The sequence below is a fragment of the Herbaspirillum sp. LeCh32-8 genome (assembly GCF_017814915.1).
Taxonomy (GTDB): domain Bacteria; phylum Pseudomonadota; class Gammaproteobacteria; order Burkholderiales; family Burkholderiaceae_D; genus Herbaspirillum.
Genome location: NZ_JAGIPZ010000001.1, coordinates 626,024 through 649,314, shown reverse-complemented (window position 1 = coordinate 649,314; position 23,291 = coordinate 626,024). Strand labels below are relative to the sequence as shown.

22 protein-coding genes are annotated in these 23,291 nt (G+C 64.1%); 10 read left to right on the top strand and 12 right to left on the bottom strand.

All coding sequences use genetic code 11. The features are described from left to right. Window positions 1-2: 2 nt before the first annotated feature. The 4 genes from J8I26_RS03060 to rph form a co-directional block, all read right to left on the bottom strand. A complete protein-coding gene (locus J8I26_RS03060) occupies window positions 3-1,202 on the bottom strand; it encodes an HDOD domain-containing protein (protein ID WP_209603918.1) in 1,200 nt (399 codons plus the stop codon). A gap of 146 nt (window positions 1,203-1,348) precedes the next feature. After that, complete coding sequence (gene hemW, locus J8I26_RS03055) at window positions 1,349-2,593, bottom strand: radical SAM family heme chaperone HemW (RefSeq protein WP_209603917.1); 1,245 nt, start codon at window positions 2,591-2,593, stop codon at window positions 1,349-1,351. Further along, entirely contained in the window at window positions 2,590-3,180 is a 591-nt protein-coding gene (gene rdgB, locus J8I26_RS03050; protein ID WP_209603916.1) for an RdgB/HAM1 family non-canonical purine NTP pyrophosphatase, read from the bottom strand. The genes hemW and rdgB overlap by 4 nt, the downstream gene beginning before the upstream one ends. 35 nt (window positions 3,181-3,215) lie before the next feature. Then, window positions 3,216-3,944 (bottom strand): ribonuclease PH, encoded by a 729-nt coding sequence (gene rph, locus J8I26_RS03045; RefSeq protein WP_209603915.1) that lies wholly within the window; start codon window positions 3,942-3,944, stop codon window positions 3,216-3,218. Between the two features lie 347 nt (window positions 3,945-4,291). On the opposite strand from rph, the gene J8I26_RS03040 reads away from it, so the two are divergent. The 4 genes from J8I26_RS03040 to J8I26_RS03025 all read left to right on the top strand — a co-directional run bounded on the left by J8I26_RS03040 (window position 4,292) and on the right by J8I26_RS03025 (window position 8,459). After that, window positions 4,292-5,185 carry a YicC/YloC family endoribonuclease gene (locus J8I26_RS03040; protein ID WP_209604774.1) on the top strand — a complete coding sequence of 298 codons (894 nt, stop codon included), beginning with the start codon at window positions 4,292-4,294 and terminating at the stop codon, window positions 5,183-5,185. A gap of 77 nt (window positions 5,186-5,262) precedes the next feature. Further along, window positions 5,263-5,901, top strand: coding sequence for a guanylate kinase (gene gmk / locus J8I26_RS03035; RefSeq protein WP_209603914.1), 639 nt, complete (start codon window positions 5,263-5,265; stop codon window positions 5,899-5,901). A gap of 57 nt (window positions 5,902-5,958) precedes the next feature. After that, entirely contained in the window at window positions 5,959-6,162 is a 204-nt protein-coding gene (rpoZ, locus tag J8I26_RS03030; RefSeq protein ID WP_209603913.1) for a DNA-directed RNA polymerase subunit omega, read from the top strand. 35 nt (window positions 6,163-6,197) lie between these two features. Then, window positions 6,198-8,459, top strand: a complete 2,262-nt coding sequence (locus tag J8I26_RS03025) for a bifunctional (p)ppGpp synthetase/guanosine-3',5'-bis(diphosphate) 3'-pyrophosphohydrolase (protein ID WP_209603912.1) — start codon at window positions 6,198-6,200, stop codon at window positions 8,457-8,459. 100 nt (window positions 8,460-8,559) lie between these two features. Here the strand turns inward: J8I26_RS03025 and J8I26_RS03020 are convergent, their stop codons facing one another. Beyond that, window positions 8,560-9,597, bottom strand: coding sequence for a LysR family transcriptional regulator (locus J8I26_RS03020; RefSeq protein ID WP_245200026.1), 1,038 nt, complete (start codon window positions 9,595-9,597; stop codon window positions 8,560-8,562). Window positions 9,598-9,843: 246 nt separating this feature from the next. Here J8I26_RS03020 and J8I26_RS03015 point away from each other — a divergent pair, with 246 nt between their 5' ends. After that, the gene (locus J8I26_RS03015; RefSeq protein WP_209603911.1) at window positions 9,844-10,452 is read left to right on the top strand and encodes an FMN-dependent NADH-azoreductase; all 609 of its coding nucleotides are present in this window, start codon (window positions 9,844-9,846) and stop codon (window positions 10,450-10,452) included. An 88-nt stretch (window positions 10,453-10,540) separates the two neighbouring features. On the opposite strand, the gene J8I26_RS03010 is transcribed toward J8I26_RS03015, so the two are convergent. Together J8I26_RS03010 and greB are read right to left on the bottom strand one after the other, a co-directional pair. Then, entirely contained in the window at window positions 10,541-11,881 is a 1,341-nt protein-coding gene (locus tag J8I26_RS03010) for a DUF3422 domain-containing protein (RefSeq protein WP_209603910.1), read from the bottom strand. A 132-nt stretch (window positions 11,882-12,013) separates the two neighbouring features. Further along, the gene (gene greB / locus J8I26_RS03005; protein ID WP_209603907.1) at window positions 12,014-12,571 is read right to left on the bottom strand and encodes a transcription elongation factor GreB; all 558 of its coding nucleotides are present in this window, start codon (window positions 12,569-12,571) and stop codon (window positions 12,014-12,016) included. A gap of 238 nt (window positions 12,572-12,809) precedes the next feature. Here greB and J8I26_RS03000 point away from each other — a divergent pair, with 238 nt between their 5' ends. Beyond that, a complete protein-coding gene (locus J8I26_RS03000; RefSeq protein ID WP_209603905.1) occupies window positions 12,810-13,700 on the top strand; it encodes a methylglyoxal synthase in 891 nt (296 codons plus the stop codon). Window positions 13,701-13,709: 9 nt separating this feature from the next. Beyond that, on the top strand, window positions 13,710-14,315 hold the full coding sequence (locus J8I26_RS02995; protein WP_209603903.1) for a hypothetical protein: 606 nt from the start codon (window positions 13,710-13,712) through the stop codon (window positions 14,313-14,315). 143 nt (window positions 14,316-14,458) lie between these two features. On the opposite strand, the gene J8I26_RS02990 is transcribed toward J8I26_RS02995, so the two are convergent. From J8I26_RS02990 to J8I26_RS02975, 4 genes are all read right to left on the bottom strand, one after another. Next, the gene (locus tag J8I26_RS02990; protein ID WP_209603901.1) at window positions 14,459-15,802 is read right to left on the bottom strand and encodes an EAL domain-containing protein; all 1,344 of its coding nucleotides are present in this window, start codon (window positions 15,800-15,802) and stop codon (window positions 14,459-14,461) included. 151 nt (window positions 15,803-15,953) lie between these two features. Beyond that, on the bottom strand, window positions 15,954-16,841 hold the full coding sequence (gene rlmJ, locus J8I26_RS02985; protein WP_209603899.1) for a 23S rRNA (adenine(2030)-N(6))-methyltransferase RlmJ: 888 nt from the start codon (window positions 16,839-16,841) through the stop codon (window positions 15,954-15,956). A gap of 254 nt (window positions 16,842-17,095) precedes the next feature. Further along, window positions 17,096-18,832, bottom strand: a complete 1,737-nt coding sequence (locus J8I26_RS02980) for a ClcB-like voltage-gated chloride channel protein (protein ID WP_209603897.1) — start codon at window positions 18,830-18,832, stop codon at window positions 17,096-17,098. A 12-nt stretch (window positions 18,833-18,844) separates the two neighbouring features. Then, window positions 18,845-19,201, bottom strand: coding sequence for a LysR family transcriptional regulator (locus J8I26_RS02975; protein WP_209603895.1), 357 nt, complete (start codon window positions 19,199-19,201; stop codon window positions 18,845-18,847). 208 nt (window positions 19,202-19,409) lie between these two features. Between J8I26_RS02975 and modA the strand changes: the two genes are divergently transcribed. The 3 genes from modA to J8I26_RS02960 are packed head-to-tail and all read left to right on the top strand — an operon-like array spanning window position 19,410 to window position 21,601. Beyond that, window positions 19,410-20,180, top strand: a complete 771-nt coding sequence (gene modA, locus J8I26_RS02970; RefSeq protein WP_209603893.1) for a molybdate ABC transporter substrate-binding protein — start codon at window positions 19,410-19,412, stop codon at window positions 20,178-20,180. Between the two features lie 24 nt (window positions 20,181-20,204). After that, entirely contained in the window at window positions 20,205-20,879 is a 675-nt protein-coding gene (modB, locus tag J8I26_RS02965) for a molybdate ABC transporter permease subunit (protein WP_209603891.1), read from the top strand. A gap of 44 nt (window positions 20,880-20,923) precedes the next feature. Beyond that, window positions 20,924-21,601 (top strand): ATP-binding cassette domain-containing protein, encoded by a 678-nt coding sequence (locus J8I26_RS02960; RefSeq protein WP_209603888.1) that lies wholly within the window; start codon window positions 20,924-20,926, stop codon window positions 21,599-21,601. Window positions 21,602-21,879: 278 nt separating this feature from the next. Here the strand turns inward: J8I26_RS02960 and aceA are convergent, their stop codons facing one another. After that, window positions 21,880-23,187 (bottom strand): isocitrate lyase, encoded by a 1,308-nt coding sequence (gene aceA / locus J8I26_RS02955; protein WP_209603886.1) that lies wholly within the window; start codon window positions 23,185-23,187, stop codon window positions 21,880-21,882. Window positions 23,188-23,291: the final 104 nt, after the last annotated feature.

Here is a 23,291-nt window from a genome sequence, read left to right as displayed (position 1 = left end):
ATTCAGGCCTCTGTGCTGACTCGGGTTGCCCAGTTAAAGGCCTGCATGAGGCATTCGCAGTAGGTCCTGGCATCGAGGCCGGCGGCCTCCAGGTCGCTGTGGCGCAAGGGAATGCGGCCGTACTCGGATCGCTCCACCACATCAAGCAGCTTGCCCAGACGGCCGGAGCGCGTGGTCAAGGCATTGACCATGTCCACCGGCAGCTTGAGCGGTTCGATGATGTCGTTGAGCGGCATGCCGAGCAGGATGTCCAGCAGCGAGAACATGCCGGTGATGAAGGCGCGGTCCAGCTCCTCTTCGGTGCATTCGACGCGCTGCGCCAAGGCCTCCATCAGCGCGGCGCGCGCAGCCGCGCGCGGCAGCAGCGGATTGGCCGACTCGTCGCCCGGGAAGCGTGCGTACAGCAGCAGCTGCAGCCAGCGTTGCAGCTGGCGGCGGCCCAGCAGGTTGATCGCCTGCGTGAAATTGGTGATGTGCGCCGAGAAGCCGAAAGCAGCCGAGCTGACCAGCTTGAAGAGCTGGTAGGACAGCGCCGGATCCTGCTTCAGCAAGGATTCCAGATCGCCGGCGTCGGCGTCGCGCGCCACCAGCTCCAAGAGCTTGAGCAGGCGCGCACGCGAAATCGAATTCTTCTGCGACAGGCGGCTGTCGGGATGCAGGGCGTAGTCGCCCGAGAACCAGCGGAAGCCTTCCGCGCGGCACATGTCGAACTGAATCGCATCGCCGACGTTTTCCACCAAATGCGGGCCGCGCAGCTTGTGCAGCCACTGCACCGCCTCCGGCAGGCTGCCGACGCTGGCGTCCAGCGCCAGCGACTCGACGAAGGGGAAGATGCTGGCGCCTTGGGCCGGCAGGCCGTCGGCGATGATCGCGAAGCCGCGGCTGTAGAGCCAATCCAGCGCATCGATCTTGCCGGGATCGACGCAATGCTCGACCGGCACGCGCAAAGCAATCTGGCCAGGCGGAATCTGGTGCTCGAACTCGGGAGCAAAGACGGCCGGGTCGCGCACCGGGATGATGCAGCTCAGGCCGCCCAGCGCCTCCAGCAGGCCGAACTCATTGAAAAGTCGGGATAGCAGTGCACTGCCATCTTCGTCGATGGGCGAAATGTGTAACGACAGCGCAGTCCACACGTGATGAACGTCGGCGACAGGCTGCAAAAACACGAGGGGAAAAGGAACGCTTTTATCCTGGACAGCCATATATTTTTATCGTTGACGCCCCGTTTTTTTATTGTTGAAGGCGTTCGATCATGATGAAAAACTATTAAAAAGTTTCCCAGCAGAATACTTAATTAAATTCAAATTTTTCTAAATATACATGATAAAAACCGGCTTGCAAGCAGGCTTTAACTCAACAAGAAAATTTCTTGCAAATCATTAAGAAAACGTCGCCCCAATTCGGTCGGCCGGATCAAAGCGTGATCGCGATACAACATTCCTTTTTGCTCGGCCAGATCCAACTGCTTTTCGATCTGGTTCAGGCCCATGCCGGTGCGTTCGGCAAACAGATTGGGCGAAAAACCTTCGGTCAGGCGCAGCGCGTTGAGCATGAACTCGAAGCCCAGCGCATCGCGGCCGATTTCCGCCTCTTCCTGCACCGGCGCACCGGCGCGGGTTCGCTCCAAATAGCTTTGCGGATGCTTGTAACGCATCTGGCGCACGATACGGTGCGGGAACGACAGCTTGGAATGAGCGCCGGCGCCGATGCCGAGGTAGTCGCCGAACTGCCAGTAGTTCAGGTTGTGCCGGGCGCGGCGCTTGGGCTGGGCGTAGGCCGAGACTTCATAGTTGGCATAACCGGCGCCGGACGTCAGCTCGGCGATCAGATCCTGCATGTCGGCACTGGCGTCCTCGTCGGGCACGGCCGGCGGGAACTTGGCGAACAGCGTATTGGGCTCCAGCGTCAGGTGGTACAGCGACAGGTGCGGCGGCGCGAACGACAGCGCGGTTTCGATATCGGCGCGCGCCTCGGCCAGCGTCTGCTGCGGCAAGGCGTACATCAGGTCGAGGTTGAAATTGTCGAAGTTGGCCTGGGCAATCTCGACCGCCTTCAACGCCTGGCCGCCGTCATGGATGCGCCCCAGCGCCTCCAGGTGGCGCGCATTGAAGCTCTGGATCCCGATCGACAGGCGGTTGATGCCGCTGTCGCGGTAGGAGCGGAATTTCTCGGCCTCGAAGGTGCCGGGATTGGCCTCCATCGTGATCTCGATGTCGCTGTCGAACGGCAACAGGGTGCGCAGGTCCGACAGCAGGCGGTCCAGTCCGGGGGCCGACAGCAGGCTCGGCGTGCCGCCGCCGATGAAGATGGTGGTGATCTTGCGGCCCCAGATCAGCGGCAGTGCCTGCTCCAGGTCGGTGCGCAGGGCATCCAGGTATTCCTGTTCCGGGAAGCTGCCCTTAACCTCATGCGAATTGAAATCGCAGTACGGGCACTTGCGCACGCACCACGGGAAATGCACGTACAGCGACAAGGGCGGCAAGGCCGTCAGCTGCAAACTGCCCGGCTTAAGGAAGGCCAGCGCGGCTTGCGCCGGGCCGGACGATGCCTGTTCGGCCGGCACATTGGCCGGGACCGGTTTGATGGGGATCATTTCAGCTTCTCAACCAATGCGCGCAGGGCCTGGCCGCGATGCGACACGGCGTTCTTCTCGGCCGCGCTCAATTGCGCGGCGGTCTTGCCCAGCGCCGGCAGCAGGAAATACGGGTCGTAGCCGAAACCGCCCTCGCCGCGCGCGTCGGCCACGATTTCGCCCTTCCAGACGCCGTCGGCGATCACCGGCTGCGGATCGTCGGCGTGGCGCACGTAGACCAGCACGCAGTAGTAATAGGCCGACTTGTCGGCGTGCGCGGCCAGGTCGGCGACCAGCTTGGCGTTGTTGGCGGCGTCCGACTTCGGTTCGCCCGCATAGCGCGCCGAATACACGCCGGGCGCGCCGCCCAGTGCGTTGACGCACACGCCGGAGTCGTCGGCCAGCGCCGGCAGGCCGGTCAGGCGCGCGGCGTGGCGCGCCTTGGTCAGCGCGTTTTCGACGAAGGTGCCGAACGGCTCCTCGGCCTCGGGCACGTTGAATTCGCCCTGCGGGCGCACGTCCAGGCCGATGCCGCCCAACAGGCTGGCGAATTCCTTGAGCTTGCCGGCGTTGTTGGACGCCATGACGATCTTTTGCTTGATATTCATACTTGTCTGGCTCTTGTCGTTCGTCTCGCCCGCGCTTACAGGCCCAGCGCCTGCTTCTGCAGTTTGTTGAGGTCGGCAATGCCCTGCTGGGCCAGGTCCAGCAGGCTGTTCAGCGCAGCGCGATCAAACGCGGCGCCTTCGGCGGTGCCCTGCACTTCGACGAAATGGCCGGCGTCGGTCATGACCACGTTCATGTCGGTGTCGCAGTCGGAGTCTTCCAGATAATCCAGGTCCAGCACCGGCACGCCCTTGTAGACGCCCACCGAGATCGCGCCGACGAAGTGCTTCACCGGAATGGTCTCGATCAGGCCGCGCGACTTCAGCACCGAGAAGGCGTCATAGGCCGCCACCATGGCGCCGGTGATGGCCGCGGTACGGGTGCCGCCGTCGGCTTGCAGCACGTCGCAGTCCAGGTGCAGGGTGCGCTCGCCGAAGGCCTCCAGGTCGAAGGCGGCGCGCAGCGCGCGGCCGATCAGGCGCTGGATTTCCTGGGTGCGGCCGGACTGTTTGCCCTTGGCTGCTTCGCGGTCCATGCGGGTGTGGGTCGAGCGCGGCAGCATGCCGTATTCGGCGGTCAGCCAGCCTTGTCCCTTGCCCTTCAGGAAGCCCGGCACCTTTTCCTCGATGCTGGCGGTGCACAGCACACGGGTGTCGCCGAACTCGACCAGCACCGAACCTTCGGCGTGCTTGGTGTAGTGGCGCGTCAGGCGCACGTCGCGCAATTGGGAAACGGCGCGGCCGCTGGGTCGTTGAGATGCTGTCATGGTGATCCTTGTACTGTGTCTGGCAATGGGGAGTCCGGCACTCATGCGCGCGTGCAAACACGCTGAACACGCATGAAAAACCGGCAATTTGGATGTTTTGATAGCGCGTCGCCGCCAATCTTCTTTAAAATGCGGGATCCGCGGGCGATGCCAAGGCAAGCGTCGCAACGCTTGCCGGAATAGTCAAAACCGGCATTGTAAAGGATGAGGACCCGCTCAGCGCGGTCTGCCCCGATTCCCGCGCATTGCCGAGCGCATCGCCGACAACCGACAGAATGACCCGCCAACGCGCCGCCCGCCCAGGGCCGGCGCCAGCCCACCGGAGCCCGAATTTGACCATTTACAGCATGACCGGCTACGCCGTCACCACCCGTGAAACCACAGCCGGCACGGTCACCATCGAGATGAAGAGCGTCAATTCGCGCTTCCTCGACCTGCAATTCCGCATCAACGACGACCTGCGCGCGGTCGAGCCCCTGCTGCGCGAAGCCATCATGGGCCGCCTGGTGCGCGGCAAGGTGGAATGCCGCCTGTCCTTCGGCCGCAAGGTGGCCAGCGGCAACAGCCAGGCCCTGAACGCCGGCGTGGTGGCCGGGCTGGCCTCGCTGCAGGATCAACTGCGCGCCCAGTTCCCCGACGCCGCCCCGTTGTCGGTCAATGAGCTGCTGCGCTGGCCCGGCGTGATGGAAGAAGCCGAGATCAGCCAGGAAAGCCTGCAGGCCGACATCGTCGCCACCATGGGCCAGACGCTGGACGCCTTCGTCGACACCCGCGCACGCGAAGGCGCGGCGCTGCAAGCGGTGATCCTGGCCCGGGTCGACGCCATGGAAGCCATCGTGGCCCGCATCACGCCACTGGTGCCGCAACTGATCGAGCAATTCCAGCAAAAGGCCACCGAGCGCATGACCGAGGCCCTGGGCCTGGCCCTGCAAACCCAGGGAACACCCGTGGCCACGCGCGAGGAATCGCTTGAGCGCATTCGTCAGGAAGTCACGCTGTACGGCATCCGCATTGACATCGCCGAAGAGCTGGCGCGGCTGTCCGCCCACCTGGGCGAAACCCGCCACATCCTGAAAAAAGGCGGCCAGGTCGGCAAGCGCCTGGACTTCATGATGCAGGAGCTCAACCGCGAGGCCAACACGGTCGGCTCCAAGGCCGCCGTCAAGGAACTGGCCGACGCCTCGATGGAGTTGAAGCTGCTGATCGACCAGATGCGCGAGCAAGTCCAGAATCTCGAGTAATCCGGCGGGCATTGCGCCCGTGCGACAGACTCCACAGCCCTATTTACGAATCACACAACAAAAACAGCGAGGATCCCATGCCAGCTAAAACCCCCACTTCCGGCAGCCTGTTCATGGTGGTCGCCCCGTCCGGCGCCGGCAAATCGACCCTCGTCAATGCCCTGTTGAAACAGGAGCCGGCCATCAAGCTGTCGATCTCCTACACCACCCGCGCGCCGCGCCCGGGCGAAGAGCACGGCCGCGAATATTATTTCACCAGTGCCGACGACTTCCTGAAGCGCCAGGCCGAGGGCGAGTTCCTGGAATGGGCCGAGGTGCACGGCAACTACTACGGTACCTCGCGCCTGATGATCGCCGACCAGATCGCCAACGGCACCGACGTGCTGCTGGAAATCGACTGGCAGGGCGCGCAGCAGGTCAAGAAGCAGTTCTCCAACGCCATCGGCATCTTCATCCTGCCGCCATCGATTGCGGCGCTGGAAGAACGCCTGAAGAAGCGCGGACAGGACGAGCCGCATGTCATCACCCGCCGCATCCTGGCCGCTGGCGGCGAAATCGCGCACTCTCCCGAGTTCGAATATGTTATTATTAATCAAGAGTTTGCCGTCGCTTTGTCCGAGCTGACGGCGATTGTCCAGGCAGCCCGCTGCCGCTTCCCGCAGCAAGCCGCGCGCAACGCCTACCTGTTCACCCAGCTTGGCATCCACGCGCAGTAAGTTCGGCGCCAGGACATTCCAATCATTTCAAGCAAGACCGTCATTCAGGAGTTTTACATGGCCCGCATCACCATCGAAGATTGCCTCAAGCAAGTCCCGAACCGTTTCCAGCTGACCCTGGCCGCTACCTATCGCGCCCGTCAGCTGCTGCAGGGCCACACCCCGAAGGTCGACGCCAAGGACAAGCCGACCGTCACCGCCCTGCGCGAAATCGCCGCAGGCAAGGTCGGCCTGGAAATGCTGAAAAAGGTCCCGGCCTGATCCTGGTCCGTCCGTGAAGCTGATAACGGTCAAGCATGAGCCTCACCCCCACCGAATCCTCATTATCAGCGACGACTAGCAACAAACGAGCAGCCGGTTCCGGCCGCTCGACTTCCCCGAACGAAGCCGTCCCCGCCGCTGCGCACAGCGGCGTGGCGACGTTCGCGCATCTGATTCCCAAGCTTGAAGAGTATCTGACGCCTTCCGAACTGAAGAAGGTCAAGGAAGCCTATCGCTTCGCCGATGAGATGCACCTGGGCCAGATGCGCAAGTCGGGCGAACCCTACATCTCGCACCCACTGGCGGTAGCCGAGATCTGCGCCGAATGGAAGCTCGACGCCCAGGCCATGATGGCGGCCTTCCTGCACGACGTGATGGAAGACCAGGGAGTCAAGAAGGAAGAGCTAATCGAGCGCTTCGGCGCGCCCGTCGCCTCGCTGGTGGACGGCCTGTCGAAGCTGGACAAGATCGAGTTCCAGAGCCAGGTCGAAGCCCAGGCCGAGAATTTCCGCAAGATGCTGCTGGCGATGGCGCGCGACGTGCGCGTGATCCTGGTCAAGCTGGCCGACCGCCTGCACAACATGCGCACGCTGGGCTCGATGCCGCCCGAGAAGAAACGCCGCATCTCGCGCGAGACCATGGAAGTCTACGTGCCCATCGCGCACCGCCTGGGCCTGAACAACATCTACCGCGAGCTGCAGGAACTGTCGTTCTCGCACCTCTATCCGCTGCGCCACCGCACGCTGTCCAAGGCGGTCAAGGCCGCGCGCGGCAATCGCCGCGAAGTGGTCACCAAGATCATGGAATCGGTCACCAGCACGCTGATCGCCGCCGGCATCCCGGCCCAGGTCGACGGCCGCGAAAAGACCCTCTACGGCATCTACCGCAAGATGCGCAACAAGCACCTGACGTTCTCGCAAGTGCTGGACGTGTACGGCTTCCGCGTGGTGGTCGACAGCTTCGCCAACTGCTACGTGGCGCTGGGCACCCTGCACTCGCTGTTCAAGCCGATGCCGGGCAAGTTCAAGGACTACATCGCCATCCCCAAGCTGAACGGCTACCAGTCGCTGCACACCACCCTGATCGGCCCCTATGGCACCCCGGTGGAGTTCCAGATCCGCACCCGCGAGATGCACCGCGTGGCCGAATCCGGCGTGGCGGCGCACTGGTTGTACAAGGACGACGAAGGCAGCCTGACCGACCTGCAGCAGCGCACCCACGCCTGGCTGCAGTCGCTGCTGGACATCCAGAAGCAGACCGGCGACTCGGCCGAGTTCCTGGAGCACGTCAAGGTCGACCTGTTCCCCGACTCGGTCTACGTGTTCACGCCCAAGTCCAAGATCATCGCCCTGCCGCGCGGCGCCACGGCGCTGGACTTTGCCTACAGCATCCACACCGACATCGGCGACCAGACCACCTCGGCCATCATCAACCACGAGCCCGCTCCGCTGCGCGCCGAGCTGCACAACGGCGACATCGTCGAGATCATCACCTCGCCGACCTCGCGCCCCAGCCCCAACTGGCTGAGCTACGTGCGTACCGGCAAGGCGCGTTCGGCGATCCGCCATCGCCTGCGCACCGCCAACAAGATCGAGTCGCAGGCCGTCGGCCGGCGCCTGCTGGGCAACGCTCTGCATACGCTGGGCATCGAGCCGGAGCTGCCGGGCCACATCGTCGAACGCCTGTTGAACGAATCCAGCGCCAAGACCTTGGACGACCTGTACGCGGAGATCGGCATCGGCACCCGCATGGCGCCGCTGGTGGCGCGCCACATCATGAGCATGATGGATGCCGGCTCCTCGGTGCCGCAGCTGGATCCGGAGGGCCAGATGCTGCCCAACAAGCCCGATCCGGTGGTCATCACCGGCAGCGAAGGCGCATCGGCCCAGCTGTCGTCCTGTTGCATGCCGATCCCGGGCGACCGCCTGACCGGTTACCTGAAGCCGGACCAGACGCTGATCGTCCATACCCAGGAATGCGAGACAGCCAAGCGCCTGCACGAGAAGGAGCCGGACCGCTGGATCGAACTGGTGTGGGGCCACGAGCTCAATCGCCGCTTCGACTGCCGCATCACCATCCTGATCCACAACGAACGCGGCACGCTGGCGCGCATCGCCGCCGAAATCGGCGAAGCCGATGCCAACATCGTCTCGGTCAGCATGGACGACGACGGCGGGTCTTCGATGAAGTATCTGCGCTTCACCATCCAGGTCGAAGATCGCGTGCACCTGGCGCGCACCATGCGCGGCATCCGCAACATCGACGGCGTGACCCGCATCCTGCGCGAGCGCGGCTGATCCCGGCACGGCAAGATCTGTCGTCCGAATAAAAAACGCCCGCGTCATGCGGGCGTTTTTTATTTTCCGGGCATCCGGAGTTTGCTTGCCGGGGACAAGCTCACGCCACCGCCTTCTCGCGGCGCTCGCGGCTATCCGCCGGCGCTTTCTTGCCGGCCCTGGATGTCTGCGTCGCCACTGCCGCAGCCGCTTTCTTGGCCGCCTCCTCACGGGCGAAATGCTCCTGGCAGACCTGCTCGCCCTTGTCGGCGATGCCGCGCTCCAGTTTATCGGCGAAGAAATCGATCAACGCGCTCACCGCGCTGGGCAACTGCCGGCGATGCACATAGACCGCATACAAACCCATGGCGTCGCGCTGGTAGTCCGGCAGGATGTGCACCAGGGTGCCGTTGCGCAGGTCTTCGGACGCCAGCATGGTCGGCAGCAGCGCAATGCCCAGCCCGGCGCGCGCGGCCCGCAGTTGGCCCTGGGCGGTATTGATGCACAGGCGCGGATTGACCCGCACCGTCTCCGGCCCTTGCGGCCCCTCCAGCTTCCAGGTGGTGTGCTGCGAGGCCTGCGAGGTCGCCAGGCAGGCATGCTCAACCAGGTCGGACAAAGTCTGCGGCGCGCCGAAGCGCTCCAGATAGCGTGGGCTGGCCACCAGGCCGCGGTGGCTTTCCACCAGCTTCTTGGCTACCAGGCTGGAATCCGGCAGGACGCCACCGCGGAAGGCCAGGTCGATGCCCTCGGCGATCAGGTCGGCGCGGCCGTCATTGAGCACGAACTCCAGTTGCACCTTGGGATACAGGCGCATGAACTCGTGCATCCACTCGATCGAGAAATTATCGAAGAAGTCCACCGGCGCGGCCACCCGCAAGCTGCCGGAGGGTTCGCCGTTGCTCTCGGTCAGGCTGGCACTGGCGTGCTCGATATCCTCCAGGCCCGGCGCGCAGCGCTCGAAAAACTCCCGCCCGGCCGCAGTCATGTTGAGCTGCCGAGTGGAGCGCTGCAGCAGGCGTACGCCCAGCCCCGCCTCCAGCGCCTGCAGGCGGCGGCTGATGGTATTGGGCGGCATCGACAGCTTGCGACCGGCCGCGGCAAAGCTGCCGGAGCGGACCACGTGGACGAAAAGCCAGATATCGTTCAGGTCGACCATGGAGATTAATGAAAAAAATGGATCAGTGAAATGCGATTCTCGCATCTACTGCAGGAATTGAAAACTGGGTATTGTTCTTTCAACGCCGCAAGCGACGCAAATCAGGGAGCAACGATACATCCATTTCGTCTCCACCGCTTCCGGCGCTGCATTCGACGATCTGCCGCGGGGTTCCCGTCGGCAACACCCACCACCGACGCCATTGCCACCAAGCAAACAATGGCGACGCAATCGAAAGGAAACACCATGAGCACCCTGCTGCACATCGACTCCAGCGCCCGCACCAGCGGCTCCATCTCGCGCCAGCTGACCGCCTCCTTTGCCGAGCAATGGAAGGCCAAGAACCCGGGCGGCAAGGTGGTTCACCGCGACCTGGCCAGCGACGCCCTGCCGCACATCACCGAAGCCCTGCTGGGCGCCTACTTCACCCCGGCCGAGAACCGCAATGCCGAGCAGGCCACGCTGATCAAGCAATCCGATGCCCTGGTTGACGAGCTGCTGTCGGTCGACACCCTGGTGATTGGCGTGCCGATGTACAACTTCGCCCCACCGTCCACGCTGAAGACCTGGATTGACCACGTGTTCCGCGCCGGCCGCACCTTCCGCTATACCGAAAACGGCCCGGTCGGCCTGGTCACCGGCAAGAAAGCCATCGTGATCCTGACCCGCGGCGGCAAGTATTCCGAAGGCCCGATGGAAGCGCTGGACTTCCAGGGCAAGTACATCAAGAGCGCGCTGGGCTTCATCGGCATCACCGATGTCGAACTGGTGGTGGCCGAAGGCGTCTCCATGGGCGACGACGCCATCAAGGCGGCCCTGGCCAGCGCCGAGCAAAAGATCACCTCGACCATCTGATCGCATCCTCCCCTGGAGGCAAACGGGGCGAGCCGCCACAAGCGGTTCGCCCCGTTTTTTTTACGCTCTCGCCGGCGGCAACGGACGCTTAATGATGCCCCAGTCCCTTGTGCATGCGGCGCAAGCCCAGCCACACGCAGGCCGCCACCACCGGCACCACCAGCCCGGTGGCCAGGTCCGGATTGATCGGCAGTCCGGCCGCCTTGGCGGCCTTGCCGGCATAGCCGATCAGGCCGATCACGTAATACGAGATGGCTGCCACCGACAAGCCCTCCACCGCCTGCTGCAGCTTCAGCTGCTGGGCCGCACGGGCATTCATCGACTCCAGGATCTGGCGGTTCTGCTGCTCCTGCACGATGCCGATGCGGGTGCGCAGCAAGTCGTTGGTATGGGCGATACGCTCGGCCAGCGCTTCCTGCCGATGCGCGATCGCCTGGCAGGTGTTCATAGCCGGCATCAGCCGGCGCTCCATGAATTCGCCGATGGTCGGCACGCCTTCGATGCGCTGCTCGCGCAACTCTTCGATGCGCGCCTGCACCAGCCGGAAGTAAGCCTGCGAGGCCGAAAAGCGGTAGCTGTTCTCCAGCGACAGTTTCTCGATGCGCGCCGCCAGGCCGGTGATCTTGTGCAGCACGCGCTCGTCCTCGGCCTGCTGCTCGGGCGTGCCGCCGGTCGACTGCTCGGACTGCACCATGGCGGCGGTCAGGGCCGCCAGGTCGCCTTCGATCTGGTTCAGCAAGGGGCCGGACTGCTGCGCATGCGGCAAGCCCAAGAGCGCCATCATGCGATAGGTTTCGATCTCCAGGATACGCTGGGCCAGGCGACCGCCCTGCAGCTCGCGCAGGCCGATGTCGCGTACCACGAAGCGCGAGAAGCCGTCCGACTGGATCTGGAAGTCGGTCCAGATCTCGCCGCCCTGCAGCACCTTGCTGGAACTCATCAGCTTGCCCTCGAAGATGCGCTGCATGTTGCGCGCGGTGGCCGCCGTGTCGTCGGCGCCGGGCTCAACCACGACGTGCGCGGCCACCATCAACTTGCCCTGCAGCGACAGCAGCCATTGCTGCGGAATATGCGTCAGCGGCGCGCGGGCGAAGGCCTCCGTGGTGGAGAGTTCGTCCTCGTGCGCCTGGGCGAAGGTGTAAGTGGCGAACTCGGTGTGACACTCCCACTTCAGGCGGAAGCGGCCAAAGTCGTGATAGAAGTGCTTGGCTTCGGCGCCCGGCGCCACCACGCCGAAGTGCGCGCACAAGGCGTCCAGCAAGGCATGCTGGGCCCGCGCGTGCTGGCTGCCGTTGCCGTCTTCGCGCACGTAGACGGCCAGGTGCGTGAGCGTTTCTGAGCGCGTGAGCTGCAGGAAAGGCCGCGAATGCACCTCGGCCGCCAGGACGACGCGTTGCGGATGATTCAGGCTGGCAAAGACGATGGACATGGTGTTCCCGTGGACAGTTGGATGTTGTTAACGTGGCGCCGTCGGCGGCGCTCGCAGTCATGTTGTTCCGGCAAGCCAATGGGCATGCCGGGCTCCTCGTCCTCGATTGGATCGGTATTGGCGCGGCCGCGCTTACTGCGGGGCCGGATAGCTCACTTCAAGAATGGTCAGCTGCTCCACGCCGGACGGCGTCTGCAGCACCACCTCATCCCCCTCGCGCGCCTTGGTCAGCGCGCGCGCCACCGGCGAAATCCAGCTGATCTTGCCCTTCAAGGGATCCAGCTCGTCGATGCCGACGATGGTCACCGTGTGCTCTTCCCCGCGCTGGTTCTCGTAGGTGATGGTGGCGCCGAAAAAGATCTGGTCGCTGCCGTGGTGCACGGCTGGGTCGACCACCTCGGCCAGGTCCAGGCGCTTGGTCAGGAAGCGGATGCGGCGGTCGATCTCGCGCAGGCGCTTCTTGCCGTAGAGATAGTCGCCGTTCTCCGAGCGGTCGCCATTGGAGGCGGCCCAGGACACGATCTTGACCACCTCCGGCCGCTCCTCGTCGATCAGGTGCAGCAGCTCGTCCTTGATACGCTGGTGGCCCTGCGGCGTCATGTAGTTCTTGGAGCCGGCAGGGATGGCCGGCAACGCGATCCCGTCATCGTCGTCGCCGCCGTCGGATTCTTTTACAAACGCCTTGTTCATGCTGTATTCAGTCCGGATATGCTTGCCGCGCCCGCTGATCGGGTGCGAAGGTCAAACCACATTGTAGCCGCATGGCGGGCGCGACGAAGGTACAGTTGCACTCGCCGCGGCGGTGTACGTCGGGCGCGTCGTGCGCTTTTCTGCGCCGCCCCCTCGCCCTTTGCGCCGCGCTCGGCGATAATCCTCATCTCATCGCCCCTGCTCACCAGCCCAGCCTAGCCCTTATACGCGCTCATCCATGCCTTCCTCCATCGCCCCCCGCTACCGCATCGGCCTCATTGCCAACCGCACCCATCAGGACGCCCCCGACTCCGCGCTGGTTCAGCTGCTGACCGGCTCGCGCCGCCGCATCGAGACGTTGCAGCCCGAGCTGATCGTGGTCGGCCGCACACTCGACGCCATCGGCCAGATGGACCTGTTGCCGGGTTACCCCCACCTGGTGCGCTTCCCGTACGGGCGCCAGGGCGGGCTGATGAAACTGGTCTCGCGCACCGTGGATGCCGATCCAGAGCGCACGCTGGACGCCGTGATCTATCTGATCGACCCGGTCGACCCCTCCTCCACCTTCCCCGAGGCGGTGGCGCTCAAGCGCCAGTGCGTGATCCACGGCAAGCCCTTCCTGTCGACGCTGGCCGGCGCCCAAGAGTGGTTCGAGCTGGAATCCATCGCCAACGGCGAAGCGCCCGACCCGGCCTTTGACGAGCGCTACAAGCTGGGCCAGGAAGGCATCGCCCTGATCGCCCACGACGCCATGAAGTCGCGCATGCTGGAGCTGGCCGAGAAACACTTCGAGGTGCTCGACAAGTTCGCCTTCCGCTGCGCCACCGGCACCACCGGCGGCCTGCTGAACCAGCTGGCCATGAAAATCAAGGGCGAAGCCGGCCGCAACTGGGTCAAGCCCTTCCTCTCCGGCCCCTTGGGCGGCGACGCCCAGATCGCCGAGCTGATCCTGGAGCGCCAGTGCCGCCGCGTCCTGTTCCTGGAAGACCCGCACGTGGCGCGCCAGCACGAAGCCGACATCCAGCTGCTGGAGCGCGCCGCGCGCGTGGTGACCGACTACGCTTCCTGCATGAGCGACATCAAGTGGGGCGACCGCTGGCTGTCGCTGATCAAGGCCCGCCAGGTCTGAGGCCCTTCCGTGCCGCAACCCACGCCACCGCCGCCGCGCCATGCCAAATGGCGGCGCCGGCTGCTGGCGCCGCTGATCTACACGGCCGCGCTGCTGCTGATGCTGGAGGAGTGGCTGTGGGATGTCACCCAGGCCGTGCTGGCGCGCATTCCTGCCTGGCCGTTCCTGATTCGGCTGCAACGCTGGGTGGAGCGGCTCTCGCCCTATGCCGCGCTGCTGATCTTCCTGGCGCCCACGCTATTGCTGCTGCCGGTCAAGATCCTGGCGCTGCTCTCCATCACCCACGGCCACCCCACGCTGGGCCTGCTCATCATCCTCGCCGCCAAGATATTCGGCACCGCGCTGGTGGCGCGCATCTACGCGCTGACGCGGCGCAGCCTGTTGTCGCTGGCATGGTTCCAGCGCGCCCATGACCGCTTGCTGGCCTTCAAGGACAGGGTGATCGCGCAATTGCATGCCAGCGCCGGCTGGCGCCAGGCGCACGCCTTGCTGGCGACGCTCAAGCGCTCGCTGCGCCGCTTCGCCGCGCGCTGGAAGACCCGTCCCGAAGGCAGCCGGCTGGCGCGCCTGTTGCGGCGGCTGGCCGCGCGCATGAAGAAATATCGCTCGCACTGAATTCGTCGTCGCGCCTTGCCGTTGTGGCGTCACGGCCTGCAAGGCCGGAAACAAGAAGACATAAAACAGAGATCCAGCAGAAATGAAAAAGGCTGCTTCGACAGCAGCCTTTTGTTCATCACCTCATCCGGCACGACCTTGATTCAATCGTCGTCATCGTCGTCGATGTAGCCGTCCGGCGGCGGCGCCATCGACACATTGGCCGACTGGCCAACGTTGTTGGTGGAGATGCTGTTGCCCCACTCGAAGGCGTACTTTTCCGCTTCAAAGAAATCGTCGGCCGACAGCTGCAGCTCGTCGAGCAGACGCTGCATTTCCTCCTGATCCTGCTCACGCTGCTCGGTGCACTCGACCAGCTTCAGGGCCATGCCGTAAAAGCCGGTGCGACGCAGCAGCGCTTCGCGGATTTCGGTGCTGACGGTGATCTGGCGCAGCACGCTTTCCATGCTCATGCCGAACAGCGCATCGACCAGCGACATGATGCCGACCGTGAAGGCCATCTCCGACATCTTGCGGCGGCCGGGACGCAGCTTGGCCGTGATCAACTCCAACATCTTGCCGCGCGTAGCGGCCAGGATCATCAGCGGCGACAGCGCGGCCTTGTCCTTCTCGGTGTTGGCGTACAGCAGGATCTGCAGCCAGCGCTTCAACTGGCGGCGACCCAGCACGATCAGCGCCTGGCCGAGCGAATCAATGAATTTCTGGAAGCCGTACACGGGCGTATTGACCAGGCGCAGCAGCGTCAGGCTGAGCGCCACGTCGCGCTTGATGTAGCGCACGATCTCGCCGTTGTCGACGTTGCGCACCAGCAGCGTCAACAGGTGCATGATCACCACTTTCGACGCTTCCAGCTTCTTGCCCTGCAAGATCATGGGCTTGGCGAAGTAATAGCCCTGGAAATAATCGAAGCCGAAGGTCACGCAATCGTTGAACTGCTCCAGCGTCTCGACCTTTTCGGCCAGCAGCTCCTTCTGCGCGCGCTTGAAATGCACCGACAGCTTCAGCAGCTTGCTGGGATCGACTTCCATCACGTCGATCTTGATGATCTTGATCATCGGCAGCAGTTGTTCGATTTCAGCCGACTCCGCCACCACGTCGTCCAGCGCGAACACGTAACCCGCCTTGACCAGCTCGCGCACGCGCGTCACCAGTTCCGGGGTGACCCGCACCGTTTCCAGGATTTCCAGCACCACCTTGTCGGCCGGCAGGAAGTAGATGAAGTCGCTCATCAGCACTGCCGCATCGACGTTGATGAAGCCCTGCAGGTTGCCGATGACGTTTGACAGCCCCAGTTCGGACGCGTGCGCAATCACCGCCGCCGTCGCCGTCACGCCGTCCTTGACGTTGGCCGGACCGAACGCGGCGCTGCGAAACAGCAGCTCGTAGCCGATCAGATCCTGCTCGCGGTTCAGGATGGGCTGGCGTGCCAGGAAGAAATCCAGGGCGTGCTGCGCGGCGTTGGAATTGTCAGATGACTGATCAGGCATGGTTGTTATTTTAGTTACCCCAAGCGATGCAATGATTCTTTATTTTGAGCAATCCCGACATTGTATGCCGATTCGGCATCGCTTCCACCATGCGGGAAACTATCAACATCAAAAAAATCATAAATACTCATGCGCAACGAATGAGCAGTCGTCATACTTCCCCCGATTCGAGGACAAAGCCGGCGCTCTCGTCTACACCCAGCACGTCGACCAGGTAAGGCATCAGCTCGCGCAGCATCGGCTCCAGCGTCCACGGCGGATTGAGGATGAACATGCCGCTGTTGTGCAAGCCGAAACCGTCCGGCGCCGGGCCGTGAATGGCCAGCGTGACGTGCAGCCAGCTCTTGGCGCCCAGGCGCTTGAGGCGCTCGGGCAGCTGGATCGACTCGTTGCGCTGCAGGACCGGATACCACACCGCATACATGCCGGTCGGGAAGCGCGTCAGCGCATCGCGCAGCACTTCGACCGTGCGCGCGTAATCGCGCTTGTCTTCATAAGGGGGATCGATCAGCACCAAGCCGCGGCGTGACGGCGGCGGCAGCATCGCCTTCAACGCCAGGAAGCCGTCGCCTTTTTGCACCATCACGCGCTTGCCGCGCGCGCTCGGGCGCTGGCCTTGCGCTGCGGCGTGTTCTTCGAGCTTGCGGAAATTCTGGTCCAGCACCTTGACCTCGGTCGGGTGCAACTCAAACAGACGCAGGCGATCCTGGTCGCGCATGGTCTTCTCGGCGCAGTACGGCGAGCCGGGGTAATAACGCATCTTGCCGCTCGGATTGAGCGACTTGACCACGTCGACGTACTCTTGCACCGCTTCCGGCAGGTCGTCGCGGTTCCACAGGCGGGCGATGCCGGTTTCGTATTCTGCGTTCTTGCTGGCGTAGTCGCCATCGAGCGCATACACGCCGGCGCCGGCGTGCGTGTCGATGACCATGTAGGCAGTGTCTTTCTGCCCAAGGTAGCGCATCAATTGAATCACCACCATGTGCTTCAGGACGTCGGCGTGATTGCCGGCATGAAAAGCGTGGCGATAACTCAGCATTTGGAATTCGTATTAGAAGGGGTTGGAAATCGCACGAGTCGGCGCAATGCCGCCGTCCGACAGAGGAAAACGTTTGGCATTCTAGCAAGGATACGAGTGGCTTAGGCCCGCCGTCCCGTTTTTGTTACAAAGAAACAGCAGTTGCCGATGCCCGCGCCAGCCTTGCCGGAGGGGGAAGCCGCGCCCGGCCTGAAGATGCGAGCCAGCGCCGACGGCAACAGCGCCTGAAAATAATTAACAGGGAATTACGCCGCCTAGTTGCCCGAGCGGTCCAGCCTGAAATACGCATCCAGCAGCGAGGTCTTGAACACCACCCCCAACAGGCGCGGATCTTCGGCGCTGGCCACCACCGGCAGGCGCTCGCCCTGGTGATCCAGGAACAATTGCAGCGCTTCGCCCAACGACATCTCGGGCGTCACTTCATGCAGGAAATGCCGCCGCAGGAAATCGCGAGCCAGGCGCCCGCCCGGCTCCTTTTTGTCCAGCAGCCAGGAGGTGATGTCCTGCAGCGCCACCACCCCCTGGTAGCGCTCGCGCTCGTCCACAACGTAGACATATTTCACCGGGTACTTGAGGAACACCGCGCTCACCTCTTCCAAGCTGGCATCCTCGCGCAACACCGTCTCAGCCGGGCGAATCAGCTCGCTCATGTGGGTGCCGCGCAGGCGCAGGCGCTCCTCGGCATCCTTGTGGCGCTTGAGCGTGATGTCGTACATCGAGCGGCCGTCCAGGCCGCGCGCCACCACATAGGCCAGCACGCACGACAGCATCAGCGGCAGCACCACCTGGTAACTCAGCGTCATCTCGAAGATCATCAGAATGGCCATCAGCGGCGCATTGGACGCTGCCGCCAGAAACGCCCCCATGCCGACCATCGCGTAGGCGAACGGCTGCGATACATGGAACGGCAGCAGCGCCTGCGCCGCGTCGCCAAACAAAAAGCCCACCGAGGCGCCGACAAACAGCACCGGCGTGAAAATCCCCCCCACCGCGCCGGAACCCACGGTAATTGAGGTTGCCAGCACCTTGACCACCAGCACCGTCAGCACCGCCTGCCACACCCAGGTGGTATGCAGCAGCGAATTGACCAGGCTGTAGCCGTTGCCCCACACCTCCGGCACCCGGATCGAAATCAGGCCGACCAGCAGGCCGCCCACGCCCAGGCGCACCGGCAAGGGCAGCCGCAACTTGCCGAAGGCCGCCTTGCCGAACTCCAGCACCCGCAGGAACTGCGGCGCCAGCATGCCGGCCAGCACGCCCAGCACGACGAACAACAGCACCTCCCAGCCGGCGATCTCGGGGAAGAACGGCATTTCATAGGATGGCTTGTAGCCGGGCAGCTCGCGCATGGTGATGTTGGCCACCACCGAGGCCACCACCACCGGCCCGAAGCTTTCCATCACCAGCGAGCCGAGCACAATCTCGGTGATGAAGAAGGCGCCGGCGATCGGCGCGTTATAGGCCGAGGTAATGCCGGCCGCCGCGCCGCACGCCACCAGAAGGCGCAGGCGCGACGCCGGGAAATGCGAGAACTTGCCCACCAGCGAGGCGCACAAGGCGGCCAGCTGCACCATCGGCCCTTCGCGACCGATGGAGCCTCCCGAGGCAATCGTGGCTAGCGAAGAGATGCTGCGCAACAGCGTGTTGCGCACGGGAATGGCGCCGTCACCGATGGCGACCGCTTCCATATAGTCGCCGCCGGCGCCGGCCGGGGTGCGCTTGGCCCAGACCAGGAACAAGCCCGCCACCACGCCGCCGCAAGTGGGCAGCAGCACCCGCATATACCAAGGCAGGTTTTTGGCGATATCGACGAAACTGCCGTCCTGGCCGGTCAGCAATTGCTGCAGCAGCGCAATGCATTCGCGGAAGGCGATTGTCGCCAGCGCTCCCACAAAACCGGCCAACGCGCCCCACAACAACATCGAATGGCTTTCCGAGACGCGGCAGGCATTGAGCACCCGCAGCCGGTATTTGAGCCAGATTTCATGCATCGGCGGCGCCCCTCATGGTGCCTCGTCGCCCATCAACGAACGCAAGTAGGCAAGATCGGCGGCAATACTGGCGTTGGCCTTCTTCTGCATGCGTTGGTAGCGCGCCAGCACATCGCGCCCGACGTCGGTGACCACAGCGCCGCCGCCGCGCGCGCCGCCGGTGGCGGTAGTCACCAGCGGACTGGCGAAGCAGCGATTCATTTCCTCCACCAACAGCCAGGCGCGGCGATAGGACATCTCCATCTCGCGCGCGGCGCCGGAGATCGACCCGGCGTGCTCGATGGCCAGCAAAAGCTCGGCCTTCCCCGGGCCGAAGGCGATGGCGTCGCCCTGCATCACGCGCAATCGGATGGTCTTGGAATCATTCATGCGCGTGATTGTACAAGGGCGTCGCAGCGGTGGGTACACACAAGCGGCGTGGAATCGAGCACAGTTAGGCATCCGGTTGACTGCCGCTATATCCTTGCGTATATTTCGACGAATTCAAGCGCGCGTCGCCCGGGGGCCGCGCGCTTTTGCTTGTCTGCACACCCCATGTGCCTGGCGCCGATTTCCACACCAAACCAGAGGACCACAGATGCTGAAGAAAACACGCCTGAAAGCTGCCCTCGGCGCGGCATTCGCCGCCACCCTGATGTTTTCCGCGAGCGCCGCGCACGCCACCGACCTGGTGGTCTCGGCCGCCGCCAGCCTGACCAATGCCTTCAAGGAGCTGGCCCAGTCTTTCGAACAGCAGAATCCGGGCGTGAAAGTGGTCACCAACTTCGGCGCCTCCGACATCCTGATGCAGCAGATCGTGCGCGGCGCGCCGGCCGACGTGTTCGCCTCGGCCGACCAGACCGCGATGGACAAGGCGGTCGCCGAAAAGGCCGTCAACCAGGCCACCCGCAAGAACTTCGCCGCCAACGGCATCGTGCTGATCATCCCGCATGACGCCAAGCTGGTGCCTGCCGCCCTGAACGACCTGACCAAGCCTGAATACAAGCGCATCGCGCTGGGCAACCCGGCCTCGGTGCCGTTCGGCCGCTACACCAAGACCGCGCTGGAGCAAGCCGGCCTGTGGTCGCAAGTGCAAGCCAAGGGCGTGATGGCCGAGAACGTGCGCACCAGCCTCGACTACGTCGCCCGCGGCGAGGTCGACGCCGGCTTCGTGTTCGCCACCGATGCCGCCGTGATGCCGGACAAGGTCAAGGTCGCCGTGCGCATCCCGTCCGACACCCCGGCCACCTACCCGATCGCCGTGACCGCCGGCACCCAGCAAAAGGAACTGGCCGACAAGTTCGTCAGCTACATCCTGTCGCCGACCGGCCAGACCGTGCTGGCGCGCTACGGCTTCCTGAAACCGTAATAGCTGCACAAGGACGCGCACGCCATGCACCCGGTCTGGACACCACTGCTGCTCTCGCTGAAGGTCGCCGGCCTGGCCACCCTGGCCAATATGGTGCTAGGCGTGGCGGCCGCCTACGGGCTGTCGCGCTGGCGCTCGCCGCTGCGTGACTTCATCGACTCGGTGCTGACGCTGCCGCTGGTGCTGCCGCCAACGGTGCTGGGCTATTACCTGCTGGTGCTGTTCGGTCGCCGCGGCACCTTCGGCGCCTGGCTGGATAGCATGGGCATCCAGCTGGTGTTCACCTGGCAAGGCGCAGTAGTAGCGTCCACCATCGTCGCCTTCCCGCTGGTGCTGAAGGCTGCGCGCGCCGCCTTCGAGAACGTCGACCACCAGCTGGAAAACGCCGCCCGCGTGCTGGGCGTGACGGAAGCCGGCGTGTTCTTCCGCGTCAGCCTGCCGCTGGCGACCAAGGGCATCGCCGCCGGCGTGCTGCTGGCGTTCGCCCGCGCGCTGGGTGAATTCGGCGCCACCCTGATGGTGGCCGGCAACCTGCCGGGGCGCACCCAGACCTTGTCGGTGGCCATCTATGAGGCGGTGCAAGCCGGTGACGACGGCGCCGCCACCATGCTGGTAGTGATCACCTCCATCACCTGCGTGGCTGTGCTGATGCTGGCCGGACGCCTGGTGCCGGACCGCAACCAGCTGCAGCTGCGCTGATTGCGCTAAGCTTCCCTCTTCTCTTTTCTCCCTTCGCACCCGCCGTGAGCGTCGAACTCCAGATCCAGAAAAAACTGCGCGCGGGCGACCGCGTGTTCGACCTCGACATCGCCTTCGCCTCCGACAGCGACCGTATCGTGCTGTACGGCCCCTCCGGTTCCGGCAAGAGCCTCACGCTCAAGGCCATGGCCGGTTTGATGACGCCCGACGCCGGCCACATCCGACTGGACGGCCGCACCTTGTTCGACGCGCAGCAACAAATCAACGTCCCGGTGCAGGAGCGCAACGTCGCCTATCTGTTCCAGGACTACGCCCTCTTCCCGCACCTGACCGTGGCGCAGAACATCGCCTTCGGCCTTGCGCGCGGCTGCTTCAACCTGCGTCGCCCGGCCTCGCACCCGGCCGTGCAGAAATGGCTGGCGGCCTTCGAGCTGCAAGCGGTGGCGGGCAGCCACCCCAGCCAGATCTCCGGCGGCCAGCGGCAACGCGTGGCGCTGGCGCGGGCGCTGGTCTCGGAACCCGACATCCTGCTGCTGGACGAGCCCTTTTCCGCGCTCGACCCCTCCCTGCGCGAACGCATGCGGCGCGAATTGGCCGAGCTACAACAACGGCTGGACGTGCACATGCTACTGATCACCCATGACCCGGCCGACGTCGAGGCGCTGGGCGATGAAGTCTTCGAAGTGCGCGACGGGCGCATCAGCGGGCAGCGTACGTTGTAGTTTCTCCCTACAGCGCCGTCAACTCAACGACGCTGGGTCCCGGCCTGCGCCGGGACGACCATGGGAAGGTTTCCTGAACGCTCGGTCGAGCGAATCCCTCTACTACCGATCGTCCCGGCGCAGGCCGGGATCCAGTGACGTTCGTCATGCCACACCACCCATAAAAAAACCGCAGCCTTTTGGGCTGCGGTTCCAGGTTGGGGGATCACCCCTGCCGGCCTGCACACGAAACAGGCCGGCGTCACACCACACTCAAGACCATCGTTACGGCTGCGTCATCAGGCCGCCTTCTTCTCCGACTTGTCTTCGAAGAACTGTTCGTCCTCGGTCGAGCCGTGCAACGCGGTGGTCGACGACTGGCCTTGCTGGATCGCCTGGGTCACGGCGTCGAAGTAACCGGTGCCGACTTCGCGCTGGTGCTTGACCGCGGTGAAGCCCTTGGTGGCGGCGGCGAATTCGGCTTCCTGCAGCTCCACGAAGGCCGACATCTGGTTGCGGGCATAACCATGCGCCAGGTTGAACATCGAGTAGTTCAGGGCGTGGAAGCCGGCCAGCGTGATGAACTGGAACTTGTAGCCCATCGCGCCCAGCTCGCGCTGGAACTTGGCGATGGTGGCGTCGTCCAGGTTCTTCTTCCAGTTGAACGAGGGCGAGCAGTTGTACGCCAGCAGCTTGCCCGGGAACTTGGCGTGGATGGCTTCGGCGAAGGTCTTGGCGAAGGCCAGGTCCGGCTTGCCGGTTTCACACCACACCATGTCGGCGTATTCGGCGTAGGCCAGGCCGCGCGAGACCGCCTGGTCGATGCCCGGATGGGTCTTAAAGAAGCCCTCGACGGTGCGCTCGCCGGACAGGAACGGCTTGTCGTTGGCATCCACATCGGAGGTCAGCAGGTCGGCCGCTTCCGCGTCGGTACGGGCAATCACCAGGGTCTTGGTGCCCATCACGTCGGCCGCCAGGCGCGCCGCATTGAGCTTTTCGCAGGCTTCGCGGGTCGGCACCAGCACCTTGCCGCCCATGTGGCCGCACTTCTTCACAGACGCCAGCTGGTCTTCGAAGTGCACGCCGGCGGCGCCCGCTTCGATCATGGACTTCATCAGTTCGAAGGCATTGAGCACACCGCCGAAACCGGCTTCGGCGTCGGCCACGATGGGCGCGAAGAAGTCGATGTCGTCACGACCTTCGGACCACTGGATCTGGTCGGCGCGGGCGAAGGTGTTGTTGATGCGCTTGACCACCATCGGCACCGAGTTGGCCGGGTACAGCGACTGGTCGGGATACATCTCACCGGCCAGGTTGGCGTCGCCGGCGACTTGCCAGCCGGACAGGTAGATCGCCTTCAGACCGGCCTTCACCTGCTGCATCGCCTGGTTGCCGGTCAGCGCGCCCAGGGCGTTGACGAAGGGCTCGTTATGGACCAGGTTCCACAGCTTGTCGGCGCCGCGCTTGGCCAGCGTGTGCTCGACCTGCAGCGAACCGCGCAGGCGAACCACGTCGGCGGCGGTGTAATTGCGCTTGATACCCTTCCAACGCGGGTTTTCGGCCCAGTCGCGTTCCAGTGCCTGGATCTGCTGTTCACGTGTGCTCATGGTGTTCTCCTTTTCCATCAATGTTGAGGTGTTTAAAAACTGGATGAAATCGCGAATTCCATGACTTCATAGTAGTCCCGCCATGTGCAGAGCAACAATGTCTT

Coding starts and splice junctions, on each gene's coding strand:
- J8I26_RS03020 (WP_245200026.1), bottom strand. CDS start 9,597: ATGGTCGACCTGAACGATATCTGGCTTTTCGTCCACGTGGTCCGCTCC.
- rlmJ (WP_209603899.1), bottom strand. CDS start 16,841: ATGCTGAGTTATCGCCACGCTTTTCATGCCGGCAATCACGCCGACGTC.
- greB (WP_209603907.1), bottom strand. CDS start 12,571: ATGAACAAGGCGTTTGTAAAAGAATCCGACGGCGGCGACGACGATGAC.
- gmk (WP_209603914.1), top strand. CDS start 5,263: ATGCCAGCTAAAACCCCCACTTCCGGCAGCCTGTTCATGGTGGTCGCC.
- J8I26_RS03060 (WP_209603918.1), bottom strand. CDS start 1,202: ATGGCTGTCCAGGATAAAAGCGTTCCTTTTCCCCTCGTGTTTTTGCAG.
- modB (WP_209603891.1), top strand. CDS start 20,205: ATGCACCCGGTCTGGACACCACTGCTGCTCTCGCTGAAGGTCGCCGGC.
- hemW (WP_209603917.1), bottom strand. CDS start 2,593: ATGATCCCCATCAAACCGGTCCCGGCCAATGTGCCGGCCGAACAGGCA.
- J8I26_RS03015 (WP_209603911.1), top strand. CDS start 9,844: ATGAGCACCCTGCTGCACATCGACTCCAGCGCCCGCACCAGCGGCTCC.
- modA (WP_209603893.1), top strand. CDS start 19,410: ATGCTGAAGAAAACACGCCTGAAAGCTGCCCTCGGCGCGGCATTCGCC.
- J8I26_RS03010 (WP_209603910.1), bottom strand. CDS start 11,881: ATGTCCATCGTCTTTGCCAGCCTGAATCATCCGCAACGCGTCGTCCTG.
- rph (WP_209603915.1), bottom strand. CDS start 3,944: ATGACAGCATCTCAACGACCCAGCGGCCGCGCCGTTTCCCAATTGCGC.
- J8I26_RS02990 (WP_209603901.1), bottom strand. CDS start 15,802: ATGCCTGATCAGTCATCTGACAATTCCAACGCCGCGCAGCACGCCCTG.
- J8I26_RS03000 (WP_209603905.1), top strand. CDS start 12,810: ATGCCTTCCTCCATCGCCCCCCGCTACCGCATCGGCCTCATTGCCAAC.
- rpoZ (WP_209603913.1), top strand. CDS start 5,959: ATGGCCCGCATCACCATCGAAGATTGCCTCAAGCAAGTCCCGAACCGT.
- J8I26_RS02980 (WP_209603897.1), bottom strand. CDS start 18,832: ATGCATGAAATCTGGCTCAAATACCGGCTGCGGGTGCTCAATGCCTGC.
- J8I26_RS03025 (WP_209603912.1), top strand. CDS start 6,198: ATGAGCCTCACCCCCACCGAATCCTCATTATCAGCGACGACTAGCAAC.
- rdgB (WP_209603916.1), bottom strand. CDS start 3,180: ATGAATATCAAGCAAAAGATCGTCATGGCGTCCAACAACGCCGGCAAG.
- J8I26_RS02975 (WP_209603895.1), bottom strand. CDS start 19,201: ATGAATGATTCCAAGACCATCCGATTGCGCGTGATGCAGGGCGACGCC.
- J8I26_RS03040 (WP_209604774.1), top strand. CDS start 4,292: ATGACCGGCTACGCCGTCACCACCCGTGAAACCACAGCCGGCACGGTC.
- aceA (WP_209603886.1), bottom strand. CDS start 23,187: ATGAGCACACGTGAACAGCAGATCCAGGCACTGGAACGCGACTGGGCC.